Origin of the sequence: Acinetobacter sp. AS167, assembly GCF_037152175.1 — a bacterium.
Lineage (GTDB): Bacteria > Pseudomonadota > Gammaproteobacteria > Pseudomonadales > Moraxellaceae > Acinetobacter.
Genome location: NZ_JBBCMP010000014.1, coordinates 83,577 through 105,863, shown reverse-complemented (window position 1 = coordinate 105,863; position 22,287 = coordinate 83,577). Strand labels below are relative to the sequence as shown.

At 38.7% G+C, this 22,287-nt stretch carries 23 protein-coding genes and 4 tRNA genes; 9 read left to right on the top strand and 18 right to left on the bottom strand.

Annotation, left to right across the window (positions count from 1 at the left end):
- The first annotated feature begins 452 nt into the window (after positions 1 to 452).
- The 3 genes from WFN33_RS17960 to WFN33_RS17950 are packed head-to-tail and all read left to right on the top strand — an operon-like array spanning position 453 to position 2,673.
- Positions 453 to 956, top strand: coding sequence for a YfiR family protein (locus tag WFN33_RS17960; RefSeq protein ID WP_442892816.1), 504 nt, complete (start codon positions 453 to 455; stop codon positions 954 to 956).
- A gap of 4 nt (positions 957 to 960) precedes the next feature.
- Entirely contained in the window at positions 961 to 2,178 is a 1,218-nt protein-coding gene (locus WFN33_RS17955) for a sensor domain-containing diguanylate cyclase (RefSeq protein WP_151958163.1), read from the top strand.
- Positions 2,179 to 2,193: 15 nt separating this feature from the next.
- On the top strand, positions 2,194 to 2,673 hold the full coding sequence (locus WFN33_RS17950; RefSeq protein WP_336954394.1) for an OmpA family protein: 480 nt from the start codon (positions 2,194 to 2,196) through the stop codon (positions 2,671 to 2,673).
- A 141-nt stretch (positions 2,674 to 2,814) separates the two neighbouring features.
- Here the strand turns inward: WFN33_RS17950 and WFN33_RS17945 are convergent.
- The 8 genes from WFN33_RS17945 to secA all read right to left on the bottom strand — a co-directional run bounded on the left by WFN33_RS17945 (position 2,815) and on the right by secA (position 9,215).
- Positions 2,815 to 2,891 (bottom strand) — tRNA-Pro (locus WFN33_RS17945).
- Positions 2,892 to 2,915: 24 nt separating this feature from the next.
- A tRNA-His gene (locus WFN33_RS17940) sits at positions 2,916 to 2,991 on the bottom strand.
- 41 nt (positions 2,992 to 3,032) lie between these two features.
- Positions 3,033 to 3,109 (bottom strand) — tRNA-Arg (locus WFN33_RS17935).
- 45 nt (positions 3,110 to 3,154) lie between these two features.
- Positions 3,155 to 3,231, bottom strand: a tRNA-Pro gene (locus WFN33_RS17930).
- A 152-nt stretch (positions 3,232 to 3,383) separates the two neighbouring features.
- Positions 3,384 to 4,451: a quinolinate synthase NadA gene (nadA, locus tag WFN33_RS17925; RefSeq protein WP_336954393.1), complete on the bottom strand. Its 1,068-nt coding sequence runs from the start codon at positions 4,449 to 4,451 to the stop codon at positions 3,384 to 3,386.
- 149 nt (positions 4,452 to 4,600) lie between these two features.
- Positions 4,601 to 5,821 carry a bifunctional glutamate N-acetyltransferase/amino-acid acetyltransferase ArgJ gene (gene argJ / locus WFN33_RS17920; RefSeq protein ID WP_336954392.1) on the bottom strand — a complete coding sequence of 407 codons (1,221 nt, stop codon included), beginning with the start codon at positions 5,819 to 5,821 and terminating at the stop codon, positions 4,601 to 4,603.
- A gap of 165 nt (positions 5,822 to 5,986) precedes the next feature.
- A complete protein-coding gene (locus tag WFN33_RS17915) occupies positions 5,987 to 6,349 on the bottom strand; it encodes a hypothetical protein (protein WP_336954391.1) in 363 nt (120 codons plus the stop codon).
- A gap of 148 nt (positions 6,350 to 6,497) precedes the next feature.
- Entirely contained in the window at positions 6,498 to 9,215 is a 2,718-nt protein-coding gene (secA, locus tag WFN33_RS17910) for a preprotein translocase subunit SecA (RefSeq protein WP_336954390.1), read from the bottom strand.
- Positions 9,216 to 9,551: 336 nt separating this feature from the next.
- Between secA and WFN33_RS17905 the strand changes: the two genes are divergently transcribed.
- On the top strand, positions 9,552 to 10,190 hold the full coding sequence (locus tag WFN33_RS17905) for a peroxiredoxin (RefSeq protein WP_336954388.1): 639 nt from the start codon (positions 9,552 to 9,554) through the stop codon (positions 10,188 to 10,190).
- A gap of 202 nt (positions 10,191 to 10,392) precedes the next feature.
- Here WFN33_RS17905 and lysM read toward each other — a convergent pair whose 3' ends face one another.
- The 6 genes from lysM to WFN33_RS17875 all read right to left on the bottom strand — a co-directional run bounded on the left by lysM (position 10,393) and on the right by WFN33_RS17875 (position 14,194).
- The gene (gene lysM, locus WFN33_RS17900; protein ID WP_336954387.1) at positions 10,393 to 10,866 is read right to left on the bottom strand and encodes a peptidoglycan-binding protein LysM; all 474 of its coding nucleotides are present in this window, start codon (positions 10,864 to 10,866) and stop codon (positions 10,393 to 10,395) included.
- Positions 10,867 to 11,165: 299 nt separating this feature from the next.
- Positions 11,166 to 11,402: an acyl carrier protein gene (acpP, locus tag WFN33_RS17895; protein WP_004723957.1), complete on the bottom strand. Its 237-nt coding sequence runs from the start codon at positions 11,400 to 11,402 to the stop codon at positions 11,166 to 11,168.
- 86 nt (positions 11,403 to 11,488) lie between these two features.
- Positions 11,489 to 12,223 carry a 3-oxoacyl-ACP reductase FabG gene (fabG, locus tag WFN33_RS17890; RefSeq protein WP_336954385.1) on the bottom strand — a complete coding sequence of 245 codons (735 nt, stop codon included), beginning with the start codon at positions 12,221 to 12,223 and terminating at the stop codon, positions 11,489 to 11,491.
- The gene (gene fabD, locus WFN33_RS17885; protein ID WP_336954383.1) at positions 12,220 to 13,206 is read right to left on the bottom strand and encodes an ACP S-malonyltransferase; all 987 of its coding nucleotides are present in this window, start codon (positions 13,204 to 13,206) and stop codon (positions 12,220 to 12,222) included. Before fabD ends, fabG begins: the two co-directional genes overlap by 4 nt.
- Before the next feature lie 164 nt (positions 13,207 to 13,370).
- Positions 13,371 to 13,556 carry a 50S ribosomal protein L32 gene (rpmF, locus tag WFN33_RS17880; protein ID WP_004723964.1) on the bottom strand — a complete coding sequence of 62 codons (186 nt, stop codon included), beginning with the start codon at positions 13,554 to 13,556 and terminating at the stop codon, positions 13,371 to 13,373.
- 74 nt (positions 13,557 to 13,630) lie between these two features.
- On the bottom strand, positions 13,631 to 14,194 hold the full coding sequence (locus WFN33_RS17875; RefSeq protein ID WP_336954381.1) for a YceD family protein: 564 nt from the start codon (positions 14,192 to 14,194) through the stop codon (positions 13,631 to 13,633).
- 97 nt (positions 14,195 to 14,291) lie between these two features.
- On the opposite strand from WFN33_RS17875, the gene WFN33_RS17870 reads away from it, so the two are divergent.
- The 5 genes from WFN33_RS17870 to WFN33_RS17850 all read left to right on the top strand — a co-directional run bounded on the left by WFN33_RS17870 (position 14,292) and on the right by WFN33_RS17850 (position 17,991).
- Positions 14,292 to 14,954, top strand: coding sequence for an elongation factor P hydroxylase (locus tag WFN33_RS17870; protein WP_336954380.1), 663 nt, complete (start codon positions 14,292 to 14,294; stop codon positions 14,952 to 14,954).
- Between the two features lie 84 nt (positions 14,955 to 15,038).
- Complete coding sequence (locus tag WFN33_RS17865; RefSeq protein WP_336954379.1) at positions 15,039 to 15,656, top strand: L-threonylcarbamoyladenylate synthase; 618 nt, start codon at positions 15,039 to 15,041, stop codon at positions 15,654 to 15,656.
- Positions 15,657 to 16,013: 357 nt separating this feature from the next.
- Positions 16,014 to 16,469: a hypothetical protein gene (locus tag WFN33_RS17860; RefSeq protein ID WP_336954377.1), complete on the top strand. Its 456-nt coding sequence runs from the start codon at positions 16,014 to 16,016 to the stop codon at positions 16,467 to 16,469.
- A 105-nt stretch (positions 16,470 to 16,574) separates the two neighbouring features.
- Entirely contained in the window at positions 16,575 to 17,393 is an 819-nt protein-coding gene (locus tag WFN33_RS17855; protein WP_336954376.1) for an MBL fold metallo-hydrolase, read from the top strand.
- Complete coding sequence (locus tag WFN33_RS17850) at positions 17,386 to 17,991, top strand: dual specificity protein phosphatase family protein (RefSeq protein WP_336954375.1); 606 nt, start codon at positions 17,386 to 17,388, stop codon at positions 17,989 to 17,991. Before WFN33_RS17855 ends, WFN33_RS17850 begins: the two co-directional genes overlap by 8 nt.
- A 10-nt stretch (positions 17,992 to 18,001) precedes the next feature.
- Here the strand turns inward: WFN33_RS17850 and WFN33_RS17845 are convergent, their stop codons facing one another.
- The 4 genes from WFN33_RS17845 to trpA are packed head-to-tail and all read right to left on the bottom strand — an operon-like array spanning position 18,002 to position 21,985.
- Positions 18,002 to 19,012, bottom strand: a complete 1,011-nt coding sequence (locus WFN33_RS17845; protein WP_336954374.1) for an SPOR domain-containing protein — start codon at positions 19,010 to 19,012, stop codon at positions 18,002 to 18,004.
- A complete protein-coding gene (folC, locus tag WFN33_RS17840) occupies positions 19,003 to 20,292 on the bottom strand; it encodes a bifunctional tetrahydrofolate synthase/dihydrofolate synthase (protein ID WP_336954373.1) in 1,290 nt (429 codons plus the stop codon). Before folC ends, WFN33_RS17845 begins: the two co-directional genes overlap by 10 nt.
- The gene (gene accD, locus WFN33_RS17835) at positions 20,289 to 21,185 is read right to left on the bottom strand and encodes an acetyl-CoA carboxylase, carboxyltransferase subunit beta (protein WP_336954371.1); all 897 of its coding nucleotides are present in this window, start codon (positions 21,183 to 21,185) and stop codon (positions 20,289 to 20,291) included. The genes folC and accD overlap by 4 nt, the downstream gene beginning before the upstream one ends.
- On the bottom strand, positions 21,182 to 21,985 hold the full coding sequence (trpA, locus tag WFN33_RS17830; protein ID WP_336954370.1) for a tryptophan synthase subunit alpha: 804 nt from the start codon (positions 21,983 to 21,985) through the stop codon (positions 21,182 to 21,184). The genes accD and trpA overlap by 4 nt, the downstream gene beginning before the upstream one ends.
- Between the last annotated feature and the right edge of the window lie 302 nt (positions 21,986 to 22,287).

Genomic DNA, 22,287 nt, shown 5'->3' with positions numbered 1-22,287 from the left:
CTTCATATTCTCTTAATGATCTTCTCAATGCTTCGTCAGCATCAAGCTAGGTCGGCTATACTACTCTCTATCTCTAAAAAGTCAATCTATAATGTTAATTATTTTTTCTAATAAACCCAACTCCAATCTCATCTTAAAATCTCAATTCGAAATCTTAATAACTTAATCAAGTGCCTGATTTATCAGAAGTTTTATTTAACATCACCGCCGATGGATGTGCATTCTACAGCATTAACAACTCAACACAACCCCTTTTTTTAAATTTTTTTATCAGTTGGACATTTTTTCGACCAAAATGGCAAAATAAGTCCTTTTTCCGCTATTTTTTGTCGCTTTTTTCATCATAAGAGCAACCCCTTTCATGTTTTTATTTAAATTTTAAGCTATTTATATTTGTTTTTTTTCTTTAAACTATTTGAAATAATTTTATCATTTAATAAATTAAGTCGAATATGGCCCGTTTTATAAATAGAAGAAGCTTCTGTTTAGGAATTTTGCTCTTATGTTGCAACTATTCCTCAGCCAATTCGTCACATAATATTTTCATGATGACATTGTCTATATTAAGCTATGCCAAATGGAACACTCCTAATCCAGAATTGTGCGTCGTTGATAATGCATCCTATGCAAACCAATTTTCTGCTTATATCAAATCAAATAAGTCTCCTTTTAATATAAATTCAATACATTCCGCTGATCTAAAAAATCGTCATTGTGATGCGGTATTTTTTTCGAATACTTCAGCACAAACCGAACAGGCCCTTATTGGGAAATCATTAAATTCATCTATTTTATCGTTTAGTTCAAGTAATTCTGAATGTGAAATTGGCAGCGTTTTTTGCTTATCCACCAACAAAACAGGAAATACTATTTTTAAAGTGAATTTAGATAGTTTAGCTCAGTCTAAAATACATGTTGATCCACGTGTTTTATTGCTGGCAAAGAATTCGGATTAAAATAATGATGAATAAATTTTTTAAATCGAGTTCCTTACAAACATTGTTTCGTAAATCTCAATTTACGACCTTTGCAATCACTTTATTTATTAGTACGTCTACTTTTGTCACGATTTCAGTATTTACCGTTGAATCTTATGCGAAACAAAACCTATTATTAATCAGTCGAACCGTGTCTGAACGTGTTCAACCTGCGCTAGTCTTCTCTGATAGAATCGCGATTTCACAGATTATCAATGAATATACCTTTCAACATTCAGTACGTCTGATTGAGGTTTATGATAATCAAGGTCATAAAGTTGCTGAAAGCCTAAAAAATGTTGAACACTATTCCTATATTCAAAACTTTTTTGACCATATCTTTTTAAAAGATGCCATCAAGCTAAACGTGCAACATCAAGGAAAGCTTGTCGGCCAAGTTGTGCTCTATGGAAGTTCCAATGAAATTTTAATGTTTATTTTTAAAATTTTTACGGGCTTAGCATTTGGCATGCTATTTATGGTTTTTGCTGTATGGTGGTCAGTAAACTTAACTTATCGCCATATTATGGGGTCATTTTTACCGATTATACAAATTGCACAACTATTAAGGAATCAGAAAGCATACAACTTAAGATTCCCCAAAAGTGATGTAAAAGAATTTCAAGACTTAAACAGTGTGTTCAACCAACTCTTAGATGAAATTCAATCTTGGCACACCCATCTTCAAAACGAGAATAGTGAACTTTCTTATCAAGTTCAACATGATCATTTAACCGAATTACCTAATCGTAATTATTTTTATCAAGTGTTATGTAATCTATATGAAGATACCAATCAACGTGAGAATTTAGCTTTATTATTTATTGATAATAATAATTTTAAAGCCATTAATGATCAATATGGACATTTGGTCGGTGATGAAGTTTTAAAAGAAATGGCTTCACGATTAAGACGCCATATTCGTCAAGATGATTTTGTCGCGCGCCTTGCGGGAGATGAGTTTGCAATTATATTACGTTCCATTTCTAAAATTGAACACCTCATCTCTATTGCGGAAAATCTGATTAAATGTTGTGAAGATCCTTTAATTTATAAAGGACAATCGATTTCTTTTAGCTTTAGTATCGGTATTGCCATCTCTAGTCAGGCATCAAGCCCAGAAGACTTAATTTCTCAAGCAGATCAAGCCATGTACAAAGCAAAATCTTTACAGCATCATTGGTTTATTTACCATTCATAATATTAGGGGGTTTTTATGACTTTAAAAAACGTACAACTTTCTATTCTTGCAATACTCTGCCTAGCACTTACGGGTTGTATGAATCTAGGTGGATTGAGCTATAAACAAGCTCGTGTACTCAAGAAAGAAGGTTTTGTATTAACGGATGAAGGCTGGAGTCTAGGACTACCAGAACGTTTATTGTTTGGTTTTAATGAATCGAATATTAATACCGAGCGACAAACTGAATTGGTTCGTTTAGCCACGCAATTAAACAAATATCATCTCGATAAGCTTAAAATTGTAGGTCATACCGATAATATCGGAAATCCTGAATACAATTTAAAATTATCCAAAGAACGTGCTCAAAATGTTTCAAATATATTTATTGAGCAAAAATTCAATCCACAAAATATCCAAGTGATTGGAAAAGGGGCTGACCAGCCACTTAAAGCAAATGATTCAGAAGAAAATAAAGCTGAAAACCGTCGTGTTGCTGTGATTATTATTCCTTGATAATCTTCTCTTTATTGAAAAAGATCTCTACGGAGATCTTTTTTTAGATCTATAGAATTTGACACTCGTTGACAAGCACAAATTTTAGGCATAAAAAAACCGCATCTAAGCGGATAATTTATACTTAAGCTAATACTTAAATGGTCGGAGCAGTAGGATTCGAACCTACGACCCCCTGGTCCCAAACCAGGTGCACTACCAGGCTGTGCTATGCTCCGAATTTACAACAAACTTAAGGGAATTGGGGTGAATGATGGGGCTCGAACCCACGACAACCGGAATCACAATCCGGGGCTCTACCAACTGAGCTACATCCACCGTCACATTAAGTTTTAGGATCTATAGTATCAAGCAACATATGGTGCGCCTGACAGGATTCGAACCTGTGACCATCCGCTTAGAAGGCGGATGCTCTATCCAACTGAGCTACAGGCGCATGACCAATGATACTAATATCACAGATTAACTTGCCTTGAAGAATTGGTCGGAGCAGTAGGATTCGAACCTACGACCCCCTGGTCCCAAACCAGGTGCACTACCAGGCTGTGCTATGCTCCGTTCATCTCAGCTTTTGTGTATCGCACATCGTGCGGTACGGTGTGCATTCTAGGCGTGACGCCACAAGACGTCAACACCTATCTTGAAAAAAAGTTAAAAAAACACGTCAAATGTATATTAATCAAACATTTCAGATGTTTTTTATACAATTTCTATCGTTTTAATTGAGCACTAAAGTTCAACATACGATCTAAAGGTAATTTAGCACGTTCAGCCAAAGCTGCATCTACGAATATTTCTTGATCAGCCTTTTGCAAAACTGACAAAATGCCATCTAATTCATTCATTGCCATCCACGGGCAATGTGCGCAAGAACGACAAGTTGCACCCTCACCTGCTGTAGGTGCTTCAATCAAGGTCTTATGCGGTACAGCTTGTTGCATTTTATAGAAAATGCCACGGTCTGTAGCCACAATCAAAGTGTCTTGTGGCAATGTTTGAGCTGCTTTGATTAGTTGTGAAGTACTTCCCACCGCATCCGCAATATCAATCACTGATTCTGGTGACTCAGGATGTACCAATACAGCTGCGTTCGGATACAGTGCTTTCATCTTTTCAATACCACGGGCACGAAACTCCTCATGCACGATACAGGCACCATCCCAAAGCAACATATCAGCACCAGTTTTCTTTTGAATATAACGGCCTAAATGTTGGTCTGGTGCCCAAATAATTTTCTCGCCCAAACTGTCTAAGTGTTCAATGATCTCTACAGCACAACTTGAAGTCACCACCCAATCAGCACGTGCTTTAACTGCTGCTGAGGTATTGGCATAGACCACAACAGTATGTTCAGGATGCGCATCACAAAATGCAGTAAATTCATCTACAGGACAACCTAGATCAAGCGAACAGGTTGCTTCCAAAGTTGGCATAAGTACTGTTTTTTCAGGAGAAAGAATTTTTGAGGTTTCTCCCATAAATTTAACCCCAGCGACAACCAGAGTAGTTGCCTCATGATCACGTCCAAAACGTGCCATTTCCAAAGAATCAGAAACACAACCACCCGTCGCTTCCGCAAGTTCTTGTACATCTGGATCACAATAATAATGTGCCACCAAAACAGCATTGTTTTTTTGCAACTCAGCTTTAATTTGCGCAAACTTCTGCTGTTTTACCACTGGACTCAGACTATTGTCCTTAGGTTCACCTAAACGATCTAAATGCGCTTGCACAACCGATTTTGCTTCGTTGGCAATTAAATTATTCGCATCATTCATAAGAGGTCTTCTCTTTCCTTGTCGCTGGCATCATGCTAGCGTTTATACACTTGTGAATTGATTGTACGGTTTAGCGCACATAAATTCACCACGAAAAATGTTTTGTTATAAAAAAGCCTCACGAATGAGGCTCCTTAAAAAATCAGTAATTAAGAACGATAGTCCGCATTAATTTTCACATAATCATATGATAGGTCACAGGTATATACCGTATCTTTGGCCTGCCCTCGACCAAGGTTTACATGAATGGTCATTTCTGTCTGTGACATTACACGCGCACCAGCTTCTTCGGTATAGTCTTCAGCAGCACCACCATCTTTACAAATTTGCACGTCGTCTAACCAGACTTGAATTTTTTCAACATCCAAATCTTTCACGCTAGCATAACCAATCGCAGCAAGAATACGCCCCCAGTTTGGATCAGACGCAAAAATTGCCGTTTTAACCAATGGTGAATGGGCAATGCTATAAGCAATATCACAGCATTCTTGTGTGTCATTTCCACCATCAACCGTGATAGTAATGAATTTGGTCGCCCCTTCCCCATCACGAATAATCAGTTGCGCCAAACGCTTCATCACACGCGATAAAACATCCAAGACCACAGTATAACGAGCATCATCTTCACTGCTAATTTCTACACCACCAGCCATTCCGGTTGCAGCAAAGATGCATGAATCATTGGTAGAAGTATCACCATCCACAGTAATCCGATTAAATGATTGGTCTGCACTAATTTTTAACATTTTTTGCACAAGATTTCGTGCAATTGGCGCATCGGTTGCAACAAAACTCAACATGGTCGCCATATTGGGGCGAATCATGCCTGCACCTTTAGAAATCCCAGTCATTGTATAGGTTATACCATCAAGCTCGAACTGTTCTGAGGCGCCTTTTGGTGTAGTATCCGTGGTCATGATCCCAGTCGCAGCGTCTGTCCAAGTGGAGTCATTCAAACTATTTAGTGCAGGCTGTAAACCTTGCGTTAAACGCTCAATGGGCAGTTGTTCACCAATAACCCCTGTAGAGAATGGCAATACCTCAAATTCTTCTACCTGCGCTAACTCAGCAAGCTTTAAACAGGTCAATTGTGCATTTTGCATGCCCAATTTGCCTGTACCCGCATTAGCATTTCCAGTATTGATGACCAAATAGCGCGGATTAGCTTGTGCTAAATGCGCTTTCGACACATGAACTGGTGCTGCGCAAAATGCATTTTGGGTAAATACACCCGCAACATTGGTACCTTGTGCAAATTCAAAAATAACTAAATCTCGTCGATTTGGATAACGGACATACGCCTCAGCAGAGCCAATTTTTACACCTTGTACCACATGCATATGCGGCATAGACACGTCACCAACAGCCATTTTCAAATGTCCACATGAATTAAAATGAAAATACAGCTTATTAGAATTCTCCATAAAAATCGAGCTTATTAAAATGCTTATTTATTTTTACTATAAGAAAAGCTTATTCATTTGAATATAAAATAAAAAAGCCAGTAAATATACTGGCTTTACATCAGCAACGTATCACTGTTGAATAGCAGTTGTTGTATCTGCAGCCAACAATGCTTGCTTTACTTTTTCTTGACTAGATACTGACAAGGCTGGATTCGAAGCAACAACACGATTAATCGTGGCCGGTGTTACCGCAGCAATTGCCGCAGTTTTTAAAATAATTGGGCGTCCGCCTGTATTACCTAAAGTATAACGAATACCAGTACGTGGACTGATTACAGTCGTGGTTTCATTTTTTACTTCTGCTTGGGCTGTCACTGCGCCTGTAGCAGCTTGTACTTTTTCCACTGTCGTCGTTTGTGGTGCTGTATCTGCAAATGCCAATGCTGGAACTGCTAAAGTTGCAACAAATAAAGGTTTTAATAATTTTTTCATTATCTTCCCAAAGATCTTTTCCAATTGAGCAACTTAATACCACTTAATCACATTTCCTGCAATAAAAATTAACGCATGGTAATAACTTGTAAAAAAAGCAGAACAATTGTTCTGCTTTTTCGTAACACTTTCAGGGTCTATTCACTAATTAGATTTTGCCGTGACATTGTTTGTATTTCAAACCTGAGCCACAAGGACAAGGTGCATTTCGGCTTTCTGGTGCAACAACCTCATCACTATCAGTGAATTGTGCATCAACAATTTCATTACTGACCGTACCGCTTAAACCATCCACTTCATCATGTGCAAAGTTAAGACGCATAGATTCAGCTTGAGCCTGTTGTTGAGCTTCCATTTCAGCAAGCTCTTCAGGTGTTGGGATATGCACACGAGAAATATCAGTAACCACGTCTGACTTAATCACACCCAACATATTGACGAATAAATTGAAGGCTTCCTTCTTATATTCTTGTTCAGGGTTCTTTTGTGCATAACCACGTAAGTGAATCCCTTGACGCAAATAGTCCATCGCAGCCAAATGGTCTTTCCAATGACGGTCTAATGAACCCAACATGAAGTGACGTTCAAGTGTCGCAGCAGTATCATCCCCCATCTGTTCACGACGATTACGGTAACGTGTAACGATCTCATCAGAAATACGCTCAACCAAGGCTTCTTCATCTAGACGACGATCTTCTTCCAACCATTGATTTACAGGAAGATTAATCCCCAAATCTTCATTCAATGCATTTTCAAGCCCTTGAATATCCCATTGATCATGGATAGATTCAGGTGGAATATAGGTTTCGATTAAACCTTTCACGACTTCACGGTGCATTTCTTCAATATAATCTTGAAGTGAACTTTCCTCTAAGATTTCATCACGCTGCGAATAAATAATTTTACGTTGTTCATTATTTACATCATCGTATTTCAATAAATTTTTACGAATATCAAAGTTACGTGCTTCAACTTTGCGCTGTGCATTTTCAATAGAGCGTGACACCATTTTATGTTCAATGGCTTCATTCTCTTGTAATCCCATCGCACGCATCATTGCCACAACACGATCACCTGCGAAAATACGCATCAAATCATCTTCTAATGACAAGAAGAAACGTGAAACACCGGGGTCTCCTTGACGACCAGAACGCCCACGCAACTGATTATCGATCCGACGCGATTCATGGCGCTCAGAACCAATGATGTGTAAACCACCTGAACTCAACACCATTTCGTTGTTTTGTTCCCATTCCGCTTTAAGACGAGCTTCGTCTTCAGCAGTATAGTTTTCAATTTTGGCAAGTTTTGCTTTCCAGTTACCACCAAGCAAAATATCTGTACCACGACCAGCCATATTCGTTGCAATGGTTACTGCACGTGGTGAACCTGCTTGAGCAATAATATCTGCTTCACGCTCATGTTGTTTAGCGTTCAAGACTTCATGGGTAATACCTGCATCTCGCAACTTATCAGATAAAATTTCTGATGCTTCAATGGTTGCAGTACCAATCAAGATAGGTGCAACACCTGCTTCATGAATTTTCTGAATTTCTTCAATAATTGCATTGTATTTACCATTACGATTTAAATAAATTAAATCGTTTTGGTCATTACGAATCATCGGACGATGGGTTGGAATAAGCACCACATCCAAACCATAGATTTCTTTCATTTCCGCAGCTTCAGTATCAGCAGTACCTGTCATACCTGAAAGTTTTTTGTATAAACGGAAATAGTTTTGGAATGTCGTAGTTGCCAAAGTTTGGTTTTCAGGTTGAACTTCTAAGCCCTCTTTGGCTTCAACGGCTTGATGTAAACCTTCAGACCAACGACGACCTGGCATGGTACGACCAGTATTCTCATCAACAATAATTACTTCACCATCATGTACGATGTAATGAACATTACGTTGATAAAGGAAATGTGCACGAATTGCAGCAGACACATGATGAACGAGATTTAGATTTGATGGTGAATATAAGCTTTCGCCTTCAGCCAACAAGCCCATTTTAATCAATTCATCTTCAACAGTTTCATAACCGACTTCAGTCATTTCAACTTGGCGTTGCTTTTCATCAATCCAGAAATGACCGCCATCTGCGACTTTTTCTTCTTTTTGAGCATGCAACTTCGGTGGAATACTATTGATTGCAACATAAAGCTGTGATGAGTCATCACTTTGACCCGAAATAATCAACGGTGTACGTGCTTCATCGATCAAGATCGAATCGACCTCATCGATAATCGCATAAATCAAACCACGTTGCTTTTTCTCAGCCATAGAGAAAACCATGTTATCGCGCAGATAATCGAAACCAAATTCATTATTGGTACCGTAAGTAATATCTGAACGATATGCTTCAGCTTTCTCTATCGGTGATTGCATCGAATAGATTACACCAACGCTTAAACCCAAGAACTCATAAAGCGGACGGTTTAATTCAGCATCACGTTGTGCCAAGTAATCGTTGACCGTGATGACATGAACACCTTGCTCACTAATTGCATTTAAATATACAGCCAAAGTACCCATCAGGGTTTTACCTTCACCTGTACGCATTTCTGCAATTTTTCCTTCATGCAAAGTAATACCACCAATGAGCTGCACATCATAATGACGCATACCCATGACACGTTTTGCTGCTTCACGACACACCGCAAACGCTTCTGGCATTAATTTATCTAGGCTTTCACCTTTCTTATATCTTTGTTTGAATTCTTCAGTTTTTGCAGATAAGTCTGCATCGCTGAGTGCAGATGTCGTCGGCTCGAGCGCATTAATCTTATCGACAATTTTACGCATACGTTTTAGTTCGCGCTCGTTTTTAGTACCGAAGATTCCTCCGATCAGACTTGCCAACATATAAACTCTCTAAATCTTTGTGAAATAAATTTTTCTCAGACGATATTATGGTGGTAGAAATTTGAAGTACAAGGGTTTTGCACAAATCCAATCAAAAAAATCTGACGATTAGTTCTAGCACGTATCAGCTAAGGCGCATTAATGTAGCAAATTTAACCGATATTTGCAGTGAGGTAGAGATCAATTATATGTTTTTTTTCATATGCTTCTTTTATTAATATCTATTTTCTTCATAAAGAAATACAAAAACACTATTTTTAATTATAAAAAAACTGGGTAATAGTAGTTTGGACGAGCCAAATAACAAACAACATTTTTAGATATTGAGGTTTCAAAATGACTTTACGATTAGGTGACATTGCACCAGATTTCACTCAGGAATCTAGTGAAGGTCCAATTAAGTTTTATGATTACTTGGGCGACAGTTGGGGGGTTTTATTCTCACACCCTGCCGATTATACGCCAGTATGTACCACTGAGTTGGGTTATACCGCAAAACTAAAAGATGAGTTTGAACAACGGGGGGTAAAAGCCATTGCCCTTTCAGTGGATGATGTGGAATCGCATAAAGGTTGGATCAACGACATCAATGAAACGCAAAATACCACTGTAAACTTTCCAATCATTGCAGACAAAGATCGTAAGGTGTCGACGCTGTATGATTTCATTCATCCAAATGCCAGTGAAACTCTCACCGTGCGGTCTTTAGTTATTATTGATCCCAATAAGAAAGTTCGCTTAATCATTACCTACCCTGCATCAACTGGACGTAATTTTAAAGAAATTCTACGTGTGATTGATTCATTACAACTGACTGACAATTATAAAGTTGCCACACCTGCAAATTGGCAAGATGGTGAAGATGTGGTCATTATCCCGTCGATCAAAGATGAAGCGGAGCTGAAGCAACGCTTCCCAAAAGGTTATACGGCGGTTAAGCCCTATCTTCGTCTTACTCCACAACCCAATAAATAATATACAATATTGAATTTTTTAGAATAAAGCGATTAACTTCAAAAGATCACATAGCAATTTTATGTGATCTTTTTTTACATCCTTTTGTTATAAAAAAATATTTTCAATACACTTTAAAAAACACTTCAAACAACAATAAAATCATTAAAAAATATAAAAGACACCGAAGTGCCTTTTATGATCAAAGATCAGCGAACAAATATTATGCAGGAATACGTAAAACTTGTCCTGGGAAAATATCATCCGCATTTTTTAACAAAGGGCGGTTCGCTTCAAAAATTTTATTATATTGGTTGGCATCACCATAAAATTCTTTTGAAATTTTAGACAAATTATCACCTGATTTAACCGTATAAAACTTACTTTCAGGTTCAGGTGTTGCAACTGTCATTTGGTCATCAACTTGCGCAACATGATCAATGTTTCCCACAGCAAGAATGATTTTCTCTTTATCTGCCTGAGTTTGTACTTGACCATGAATTGTCGCCAAATCAGAAGCACCGTTATAACTTACGGAAAGTCCTGTTACTGGTAAACCTAACGCTTTAATGTGTCCCAATAACTTATTGGCTATTTCTTGTGCAGATGGTTCTGATGGCGTTGCTGGTGCTGCTTGTGGCTCAGCTGGTGCTGTATTTTTCTTACCAATTCCTTTAATAAAATCAAAAAGACCCATATTTAGTACTCCATATCATTATTGAAAATTGTTTTACTGAGAATGTATTACTGTGAACTGTTATACAAATTTACGAACTCTATTTTTATAGCTAAAAAGTATCAGGATGTGCGTTGTCATTGGTGATAAAAAGGTAACGATATGTAACCAATGTTTTGATTTTAAACTTATTTAGTTGTTATTAATGGTTGAGTCATCGCCAATCAAAGATTCGCTCGAAACCCTAACTTCAGGCGTAAAAAAACCACCCAAAGGTGGTCTTTTTACGTATAACAACACCGTGTTATACAATCAACACATTAACCAAGTTTTTTAGTTACATAGTCGATAGCTGATTGAACAGTTGTGATTTCGTTAGAATCTTCATCTGGAATAGTGATGTCGAAGTCATTTTCGAAAGACATAACAAGTTCTACTAGGTCTAGAGAATCAGCACCCAAATCATCCATGAAAGATGCTTCGTTTTTGATTTCTTCAGCTTTGATACCTAATTGTTCTGCAACAGCTTGTTTAATGCGTTGTTCGATATCGCTCACAGGAATTCTCCTCATTGCTTGTGGCGGCTTTTAATTGCCTGATAGTTTAATTGAATATTTACTTTTTTCAAAGTTTATACATCGCATTACGCCATGTATAAACCACCATTTACGTGTAATACTGTGCCTGTAATGTAACTGGCTTTGTCAGAAGCCAAAAAACTTACTGCATTTGCAATATCTTCTGGTTGACCAAATCGATTTAACGCAACTTGATCACTCATTTTTTTGCGAATATCTTCACTCAACTGCTCAGTCATTTCTGTTGCAATAAAACCTGGTGCAATACAGTTGACTGTAATCTGACGGCTTCCCATTTCTTTTGCGAGACTGCGACTGAAAGCTTCAATCCCTGCTTTTGCAGCAGAATAGTTGGCTTGCCCTGGATTAGCAAAATGTGCAACAACAGAACTAATATTGATAATGCGCCCAAAGCGAGCTTTGGTCATACCTTTCAATACACGTTTAGATAAGCGGAATACAGCTTTTAGATGGATATTGAGAATATCGTCCCAATCCTCTTCAGACATACGCAACAATAAATTGTCTTTGGTAATTCCAGCATTATTCACCAGTATCATCACTGAACCATATTTTTGTTCAATGTCTGATACCAATGCATCAATTGCTGCACCATCACGTACATCTAGTAATGCACCAGCACCATTTTCAGCAAAAACTGTTGAAAGTTTTTCTGCACCCGCTGCCGATGTTGCTGTACCTACAACAAAATAACCATCTTGAATTAATTGCTGAGCGATGGCAGCACCAATCCCTCGGCTCGCGCCTGTCACTAATGCGACTTTGCGTTCTTGTGTCATGCAATTTTCCCTTCAGCCACTAAGATAGCATTCAGTGCATCTTCCATACGACTTTGTGTATCGAGTGGAAATGCTTTTTCGATATTTGGTAAACGTTTTGCTAAATTCGCCAATACATTCCCTGGACCACATTCAGCAACATACTGAATGCCTTGGTCTTGAATGAATTGCATGGTTTTAGTCCACTGTACTGACTGATACAACTGTGCTGTTAACGCTAAGCGCAATTGGCTTGTATCTGTCGCGATTCCAGCATTGACATTTTGTATTACAGGAATGCTTGGTAGCTCAATGGCAGTTTGTTCCAAAGCTTCTGCAAACTGTACAGCAGCAGGTTTCATTAGAGAACAATGTGATGGTACAGATACAGGTAATGCAATTGCTTTACCGCCGTTTTCTTTCGCAACGATCATGACAGCTTCGACTAGAGTTTTGTCACCTGCGATAACAACTTGACCTTGCGCATTATAGTTTGCAGCTTCAACAGAACCACGACCTTGCACATTGGCTTGCTCGCACAATTCAAGTACTTTCGCATCATCTAGACCGAGAATGGCGGCCATTGCGCCTTGCCCCTGAGGCACAGCGCTTTGCATCAATTTACCGCGTAAATTTACCAACTTGACTGCATCTGCCAAAGTCATCGACTCTGCAGCAACTAAAGCACTGTATTCGCCTAATGAATGACCTGCGAGGTATTTTGGTACAACACCACCAAGATCTAACCATACACGCCATAAAGCAATACTTGCTGTCAATAAAACAGGTTGGGTATTTTCAGTTTGATCTAAACCTTCACCGCTTTGTGCAATGTGCCATAAATCAAAACCGATGGCATCTGATGCTTCAGTAAAGGTTTCTTGTACACCACTAAACTGTTCTGCAAGTTCAGCAAGCATACCCACTTTTTGTGAACCTTGACCTGGAAACAAAAATGCAGTTTTTGTTGCTTGAGCTGCTTGTTCGAATCGTTTGGCAGACATATAAAAAGTCCCTTATTTAATCTTGATCGTTTCCGATGGCGCAATTTTACATTAAAAAAAAATTAATTTAATTGCGAAATACAACAAAAAAACCAGTCATTCAAAACAAAAAAAGGGAGCTTTCGCTCCCATTTTTTACTAAGCTTGCGCTTAATACTTACCAATTATTCAGCATCAGCTGCTTTAGCGAATAATTGACGACCACGGTAGAAACCATCTTTAGTCACATGGTGACGACGGTGAGTTTCACCAGTAGTTTGGTCTACAGTTAGTGCATTCTCGGTTAAAGCGTCATGTGAACGGCGCATGTCACGGCGAGAGCGACTTTTACGGTTTTGCTGAACGGCCATGATGGCTCCTTACAAATCGAAAAAATGGATCAGAACAAATTCGGTTGTCTTAACTTAACAGTATAACACAAAATTTAGTTAAGTTTACCCTTCAAACCTGCCAAAACTTCAAACGGATTATCCCGTTTTTCTTCAACAGTGTCCTGAACGGCTGGTTGGTGCTTATGTTCACAAGCATCATGCTTAGGAGACAGAGGCATCAACAATAACAATTCATCTTCTAAAAGTGCAAGTAAATCAACAGTTGCAGGAGTATTGGTTAAATAATCCCCTTTAATTGTTGCTTCACTTTCACCTAGTACGATGAAATCAGCATCCTCATCCAAGCGCTCTATCAGTGACTCATCATCTATTAAAGCTAAATGGAAATCAGAAACTAGTGTAATTTCAACAGAATCCAGACAACGCTGACATTCCATTGGAACTTTAGTATCTACATGACCATCTAGCCAAACAATACGATGATACGCATCCATTGATAGCTTACAGTCTATATTGATCAATTGATCATCAATTGATCCAACAGCTTCACGGGAAATACGAACAAAGCGAGACAATGGCAGGGTACCTGACCATGTAAAGCCTTGTTCAGCCCATTTAAACGGCTCTATCTGTGCCGGAAAGGTATTTGCTGACATAATTAAGGCGGCAATTCTACAAATTCATAGGTACTCTGTCAAAGATTAAGATACAATTTTGTACTTATTTAGACAGATCTCTTGAGTAATACAAGCCATGCATCAGTTGCAGCCGCAACCTGAAGTCACTACTTCATTACAATTCAATACGCATTCAACTTCTGAAAACACATTGCAAGCCGCCGATGTGCAACGCTTATCATGGGCTAACTTACAAACAGAAGTACAACACGTTGATTGGCTTATCTTACACTTTAATCACTGGTTTTCCCACCTAAATGTGACGCTTGTTCGTGGTGATTTTGAACCAGAGTATTTCCCTGCTAGCGAACACAGCCCTGCCCGTATTCAGTTTGCACATGGTTTTTTCAACAGTGCTCTGCATGAAATCAGTCATTGGAGCATTGCCGGAGAACAACGCCGTTTATTGCCTGATCTCGGTTACTGGTATGCACCCGATGGTCGTACAGCTGAACAACAAGCCTTATTTGAGCAAGTTGAAATCAAGCCTCAAGCCATTGAATGGTTATTTTCCAAAGCATTTGGACGAAAATTTCGAGTTTCGCTGGATAATCTGACTGGTGAAGGTGGTGACGGCTCGACATTTAAAGACAATGTCTATGTACAAGTTCAGGAATTTTTTTCGGGTAAAGCCAAACTTCCACGCGATGCAAAACATTTAATTCAGTGTATTTGTCTATGTACTCGAGGTGGCAAAACATTACAAAGCACTGAATTTAATCGTAACGATCTTGATTAAACCCGTAATTTTTTTAAAACATTGATTGCAACGATTTACTTTCCCAAGTAATAATTGAATTAACAATAAATCAGGAGAATAAATATGCTGCATTTAAGAGTACATCCTGACAATCCTCAACCACGTTTAATCAGCCAAGCAGTCGAAAGAATTCGAGCAGGTGATGTTGTGGTTTACCCAACTGATGCCGCTTATGCAATCGGCTGTCAAATTGGAAATAAAAGTGCAATGGAGCGTATTGCTCAGATCCGCGGTCTAGGGGCAAAGCATCAGTACGCGATTATCTGTGCAGATTTATCTGATATTGCAACCTATGCCAAAGTAGACAATGCAATGTATCGTCTACTTAAAGCCAATACCCCAGCCGTAACCACATATATTTTACCCGCAACCAGTGAAGTTCCACGACGCTTGATGCATCCCAAGAAAAAAACTATCGGCTTACGTGTTCCAAGTAATCCCGTCTGTCAGATACTATTAAAAGAGTTGGGAGAACCCTTACTGACCAGTACTTTGATTTTACCTGGTCAAGATGCACCAATGGATGATCCCTACGATATTGAACAATTACTGGAAAAACGTATTGATGTGTTTATTGACAGTGGTTTAGGTACCTTAACCACCACTAGTATCGTTGATTTATCAGGAGCGAACCCTGAAATTATTCGTCGTGGTGTAGGCGATGTAAGCGCTTTTGAGTAAGCTCCAAACTGCATTTAATCGCTGATACGTGATTAAAGAATCAAGGCTTGATAGAAGTAAGATGCGATGGATTTATTCACCACGTTATTAAATATTAATAACGTACAAAATGATCAAATTTTATTTGTTGAAAAGCCTTGGACACCTGAATCACAAGTTACTGTGTTACATGTCTCTTTCGCTAAAAAATCCCTTAGCAAAAAAATTTCAGTTCTATCTAGTAGTCAAAGAACTAAAACACTTAGTCTTGCAGTTTGAAACTCGAAATGTTTGTTTAATAGAGCTGTGCTATTTAATTATCGAACATGTCCTTGAAAAAAATAAAATTATTCAACATCTTTAAAACTTAGATTAAATATGAAAAAAATTCTTTATGTCTTGGTCATTATTCTTGGATTACTTATCAGTTATCCCTTTATTAAATCACCTAATGTTCGTATTTATCATGAAGAGCATGAAATCATTTTAGAAAACATTTTCTTAGGTGAGTATTATTTAGGTTTCAATAAACTAAAAATTCAATCTATACAAAATCATACCTTTATTTGTGAAATTGAACACCCTCACATTCTTTACCCTGCAGATCGGCAAAAGATTAATACTCATCAAGTAAGCATTCATCAAGCAAATAATAAGCAACAGATCAGACTCAAAAAAGGGATCAATGATGAACTGAGTATTTGGGGAAGCGCATTTCAACACCCCACAGTAAAACCGTGCCTATTAAAAAATGAAACTTATATTGTTTCAATCTGGGGAAACAACGGCTCTGGTTTTTCAACACGTAAACGCTTAAAAATCTTCATTCCATGAGCTGTGATTTGAGCTCTATTAAACACAACAATTGTATTTTTAGATTGGTATTTTTCTCAATTCAGTTTATAAACAAAGCACAATCCTAAAAACAAATGCTTAATTATGATTTATAAGGTACATCATTTACATTGTGGAACCATGTGTCCGATGTGTGCACCACTATACGGACAAAAAGGTTTGTATGGAAAAATGGTGTGTCATTGCCTATTGATTGAAACAGACAAGGGGCTTGTTTTGGTCGATACCGGTTTTGGGATGCAAGACTACCTTCACCCACAAACACGTTTAGGTAAAGCTTTTACTAAAATAAGTGGCATACAAGCTGATTTCAATCTCACAGCCATTTCTCAAATTCAACAATTGGGTTTTAAACCATCCGATGTTCAACATATTTTGGTCAGCCATTTAGACTTAGATCATGCAGGTGGTATTTCAGACTTTCCCAATGCCACGGTTCACATCTTATCCAGTGAGTTTAATGCTGCACAAAAACTTTCAGTCATGAATAAATTGCGCTATCGACCACAACAATTTAAAAATCATCGCTACTGGAATTTTCTTGAACCTATAAATGGCGAAGCATGGTTTAACTTCCAAAAAGTTCAAGGTTTTAATATTTTCAATGATGAAATTTTATTAATTCCTTTAGTCGGTCATACTGTAGGACATTGCGGTATAGCGATCAAACAACAAGAGAGATGGTTATTGTTCTGTGGCGATGCTTATTTTAATCATCTAGAACTCAACCCTAAGAATAAATTACGCGCGCTCGACAAAATTGAATATCTCCTAGCAGAAGATAATACATTGCGCTTAAAAACATTATCACAACTGCAACAGCTTGCACAGAATAAAGCAAAAATTGAAATTATCTGTGCCCACGATCCTGTTGAACTAGACCGATATTTAAAACATGCTTAAATCTCAATTATTACGTTATACCACTATCTTCGCACTCAGCGTACAGCTTTCAGCATGTATGACAACAGCTGCACTTCCAGATCATGAGCGCCCAAAACAATGGGGAACTATTGTTGCTCCACAGTATAATTTTTATCGAATCAGTGACACCGTTTTTCGTAGTGAACAACCCAGTGCTGAACTTATTCCTGAGTTAAAAACCAATCATATTGATGTCGTTATTAATTTAAGAAGTCGCAATAAAGATAAAACCGTCTTTTCAAAACAAAACTTTCAATTGGTTCATATCCCGATCAATACTTGGGCAATTGATCGTCATGATCTACTCAATGTCATGAAAACAATTCAAATCGCAAAAGCCCAAAACCAGAAGGTTTTAATCCATTGCTATCATGGTTCTGATCGTACTGGGGCAAGTGTTGCAATGTACCGAATTATTTTTGAGAACTGGTCTGTGAAGGATGCTTTAAATGAAATGAAGCATGGCGGTTATGGCTTCCATCCAATCTGGGGCAATATTGAAAAACTTTTTACCCCTGAAAATATAAAATGGATCCGTGAGCAACTCGCGAATCCATCTTTAACCACAAAGACCTAATTCATAGCGTTTAACGTCGGTCTAGAGGTACCCACTCGATTACCCAAGCCGACTTCATGCCTAGACTCGCATCAGAATTGATCTTCTTACGTGCTGAATCAGCAGTCTCTCGATCTTTCGATGGTCCAACCATAATACGAATACCTTTTGAGGTTGGACTCTTAGTCACTTTGTAGCCCTTGGCACGTAGTTTAGCAGCGACAGCATCTGCATTGGCTTCATTGGCGGCAAGCGCAACTTGTACCATCCATTGCTTATCACCATTTTCAAGCAAATCACGTGCTTTTTCAGCTTCCGCTTTTTTCTTTGCTTCTTCTTGTGCTCTATGTTTTTTATCCGCTTCTACTTTCTTGTCTTCCGCTTGCTTTTTCTCAGCAGCAGCTTTCTTTTCAGCATCTAGCTTACGTTTTTCATCTGCTTTTTGTTGTTCTTCTAATTTACGTTTCTTGTCTTCAGCGGCTTTTTTATCTGCTTCTGCGGTAGCTTGACGCTTCTGCTCAGCTAACTTTTTTTCAGCATCGGCTTTTTGCTTTAATTGAGCATTTTGCTGTTCAAGTTTTTTCTGCTCTGCTGCTTTCTGTTGCGCTTTGGCTTTTTCATCCTGTACCAGCTCAGGAGGAATATCAGCCCCTTCCTGTGCTGCCGCAGCAGCTGCACCACGTCTTGCATTTGCAGCGGCATACTCTTCAGCTGCTTTACGTGCAGCATCTGCTTCTGCCTGTTGTTGCGTACGTAAAAAATCAGCTGCTTTTGCTTCTTGTTCAGCAACCGCTTTTTCACGGGCACGCTTCTGCTCTTCTAACAGACGTTTTTCAGTCGCAACGTCGACAGTCAACGGCTGCAATTGTACAGGCTCACCTGCAGGTGTCGCTTTATTTTGCTGAGCTTGGCTTGTCGGCTGTGTCTCTACTTGGCTTTGGTGGATTTCTTCTTTACCTTTTAGAAGCAATGCCGCCAATAGAACACCACCACTTAATAAAACAACACCACCCATCCAGCGTTGTTTGTTATTCATTGACATTCGTCTAAATACTCCCAGACCGCTTCTAAGGTATGGAATGAACCACACACCAAAATCAGCTGATTATTATTGGTTTCTGCAAGCGCTGATTGAAATGCTGCTTGTACACAATCAAACTGTTCAACTGTCTCATACTGTAAAGCAGTTTGTAATTGTTCCAATGATGCCGCACGAGGCACAGTTAATGGTGCAATTTTCCACTTTAATACAGTATTTTTCAACAACTTGACCACAGAATCTACATCTTTGTCGGACAACATTGAAAAAACAGAGACAACTTCTGTGTACTGTTTATTGTATTCTAGGAATTTTCGCAATTGCTTTAACAAAAATTCTACACCATGCGGATTGTGTCCCGCATCAAAAATTACTGTTTTATCGTGTATTTTTCTAATCTCAAAGCGCCCTGACAATTGTGCGTTCAGGATACCTTGCGAAATCGCCTGTTGTGAAACTGTTAAACCACTCACCAAAATTGCAGCGACAGCCGCAGAAATATTTTCCAGTGCCAAGTGTCCCAAAGGAAGTTTTAAAGTCGTTCCTGAGCTTGCAAAATTCCAAGATTGGCCATCTTCTGAGTTATCATAAAAATAATCGTGGTTTAACGCATATAGCGTAGCATTGGTTTCTTGTACTTTATGTTGTATAGCTTGTGGTATGTCTTGTGCACCTGCAAAAATAACGGGGATATTTGCCCGAATAATGCCCGCTTTTTCAAAAGCAATTTTTTCAATCGTATCGCCAAGCCAATCGGTATGGTCTAAGCCAATATTGGTAATCACAGCCACATCTGGATCAATCACATTGACCACATCCAGACGACCACCAAGACCGACTTCAAGTACCCAAACATCACATTGTTTTTGTTTAAAAATAACAAATGCAGCCAAAGTTGTGGCTTCAAAAAAAGATAAAGATAAATCACAAATACGGCGGGCTTGATCAACCGCAACAAAAGCATCAATCAAAGTTTGATCATCAACTTCTTGTCCAGCCAGTTTAACCCGCTCATTAAAACGATAAATATGTGGAGACTGGTATAAACCAACATTCAATCCTTGGGCATTGAGAATCGCAGCGAGTGTAGTTGTGGTTGAACCTTTGCCATTTGTTCCCGCAACGGTAATCACTTTGGCTTTGGGATTGATCACTCCAAGTTGTTCTGCCACAGGAATCACGCGCTCTAAGCCTAAATCAATCCCTGTAACGTGAACATGGCTCCAATAATTGAGCCATGTTTGTAAATCATCAGTATTTAAAGGTGTTGTTTGGTTGTTCAAGGCAAATTCATCAGTTTCGCTACAATACGATATACAGTATCACGTAATGCGTGACGATGAACAATTTGATCGATTACACCATGATCAAGCAAAAATTCCGCACGTTGGAATGGTTCTTCCAGCTTCTCACGTACAGTTTGTTCAATCACACGTTTACCTGCAAAGCCAATCATCGCTTTAGGTTCAGCAATATGTACATCACCTAACATTGCCAATGATGCTGTTACACCACCATACACAGGATGGGTTAATACCACGATATAAGGAAGATGCGCATCTTTCATTTTTTGAATCGCCGCAGAGGTACGCGCCATTTGCATCAAAGACAACATGCCTTCCTGCATACGAGCACCACCTGAAGCAGCAAAACAAATCAGTGGTTGCTTGTCTTTAATCGCTTTTTCAGCAGCTTGTACAAAACGGTCACCGACCACAGTACCCATTGATCCAGCCATAAAGTCGAATTCAAATGCGCATGCAACCATTGCAATATTTTTAACTTGACCTTGCATCACCACAAGGGCTTCAGTTTCACCTGTTTTTTCCTGCGCTTCTTTAATACGCTCTGGATAAGGCTTGCTGTCTACAAAATGCAGAGGATCTTTTGCAGCAAATTCTTGACCAAGTTCAGTGGTCACATTATCAAAAAACCAATTTAAACGATCACGTGCTTTCATTTTCAAATGTTCATCGCATGATGGACAAACATAAGCATTGAAAGACATTGCAGTACGAGTCACGAGTGCATGACATTCAGGGCACTCAATGGTTGGTTCTGTAAACGTCGCTTTGAGTGTTTGTTGTTGGTCAGGCATATGAATGCCTGGAACTGTACGATCTGTCCACGGCGTTGTTGCGCTGAGGATTTTCCCTGATTTCACTTCTTGATTCATACTAACTCATCGAGCGCGGCTCGAAGCTCCTTGACTTTATTCACTGCTGCTTCAACAGCTTGTTCTGGTGCAAGATTTGCAAATGGTTTGACAAAAGCACTTCCGACAATCACTGCATCAGCAACTTGACCTACTGCTTTTGCAGAAGCGGCATCACTAATCCCAAAACCTACCCCAACTGGAATATCGGTAAAGGTTTTGATTTTTTCAATACGTGCTGCAACTTCCGTTGTATCCAATGTTGTTGCACCCGTTACGCCTTTTAAAGACACATAGTAAATAAAGCCACTTGCTTGTTTCACTACATGCTGAATACGTTCATCGGTAGAGGTTGGTGCAAGCAAAAAGATTTGATCCATATTGTACTTTTGCAATACTTCATCTAAATCTTGTGCTTCTTCAGGTGGTAAATCCACAAGAAGTACCCCATCAACACCACAGTCATTCGCATAAGCCACAAACTTTTCATAACCAATCACTTCAACAGGGTTTAAGTACCCCATTAAAACAACCGGCGTTGTCGTGTCTTTTTGGCGAAATTCTTTAACCATATTCAAGGCATCAAAGGTATTTGTACCCGCAGCTAAAGCGCGCTCTGCTGCAAGTGCAATCACTGGACCATCTGCCATAGGATCGGAAAATGGCAATCCAAGTTCAACTACGTCTACGCCTGCTGCAACCATTTGATGTAACAATGGTACGGTTACATGTGGTTGAGGATCACCCGCCATAACATAAGAAACCAAAGCCTTACGCTGTTGAGATTTAAGCTGTGCAAAACGAGTGGCTAAACGTGACATAGGATTGTACATTCCTTGAATTGTTCAAACTTGAGGAGTTTTTAGATCATTAAACGCCAGTAAACAAACTCAAAATAGATTTATTTACGGTTTAATCATCCAAATGTATAAATACAAGACACTGCATTGTAACGCTATTTTTTACTCAAAGGATAGAGTCACATAGTCGCTCTCGCATATCTTGTTTTATATCACAAATAATAAAACAACCCATGGATACATTTAGCGCTATTTTCAAGTTGAGGACAATGATCAAAGCTACCTATTTTCAAGCTTGTGAAAAAATATCAATATAAGTAAAA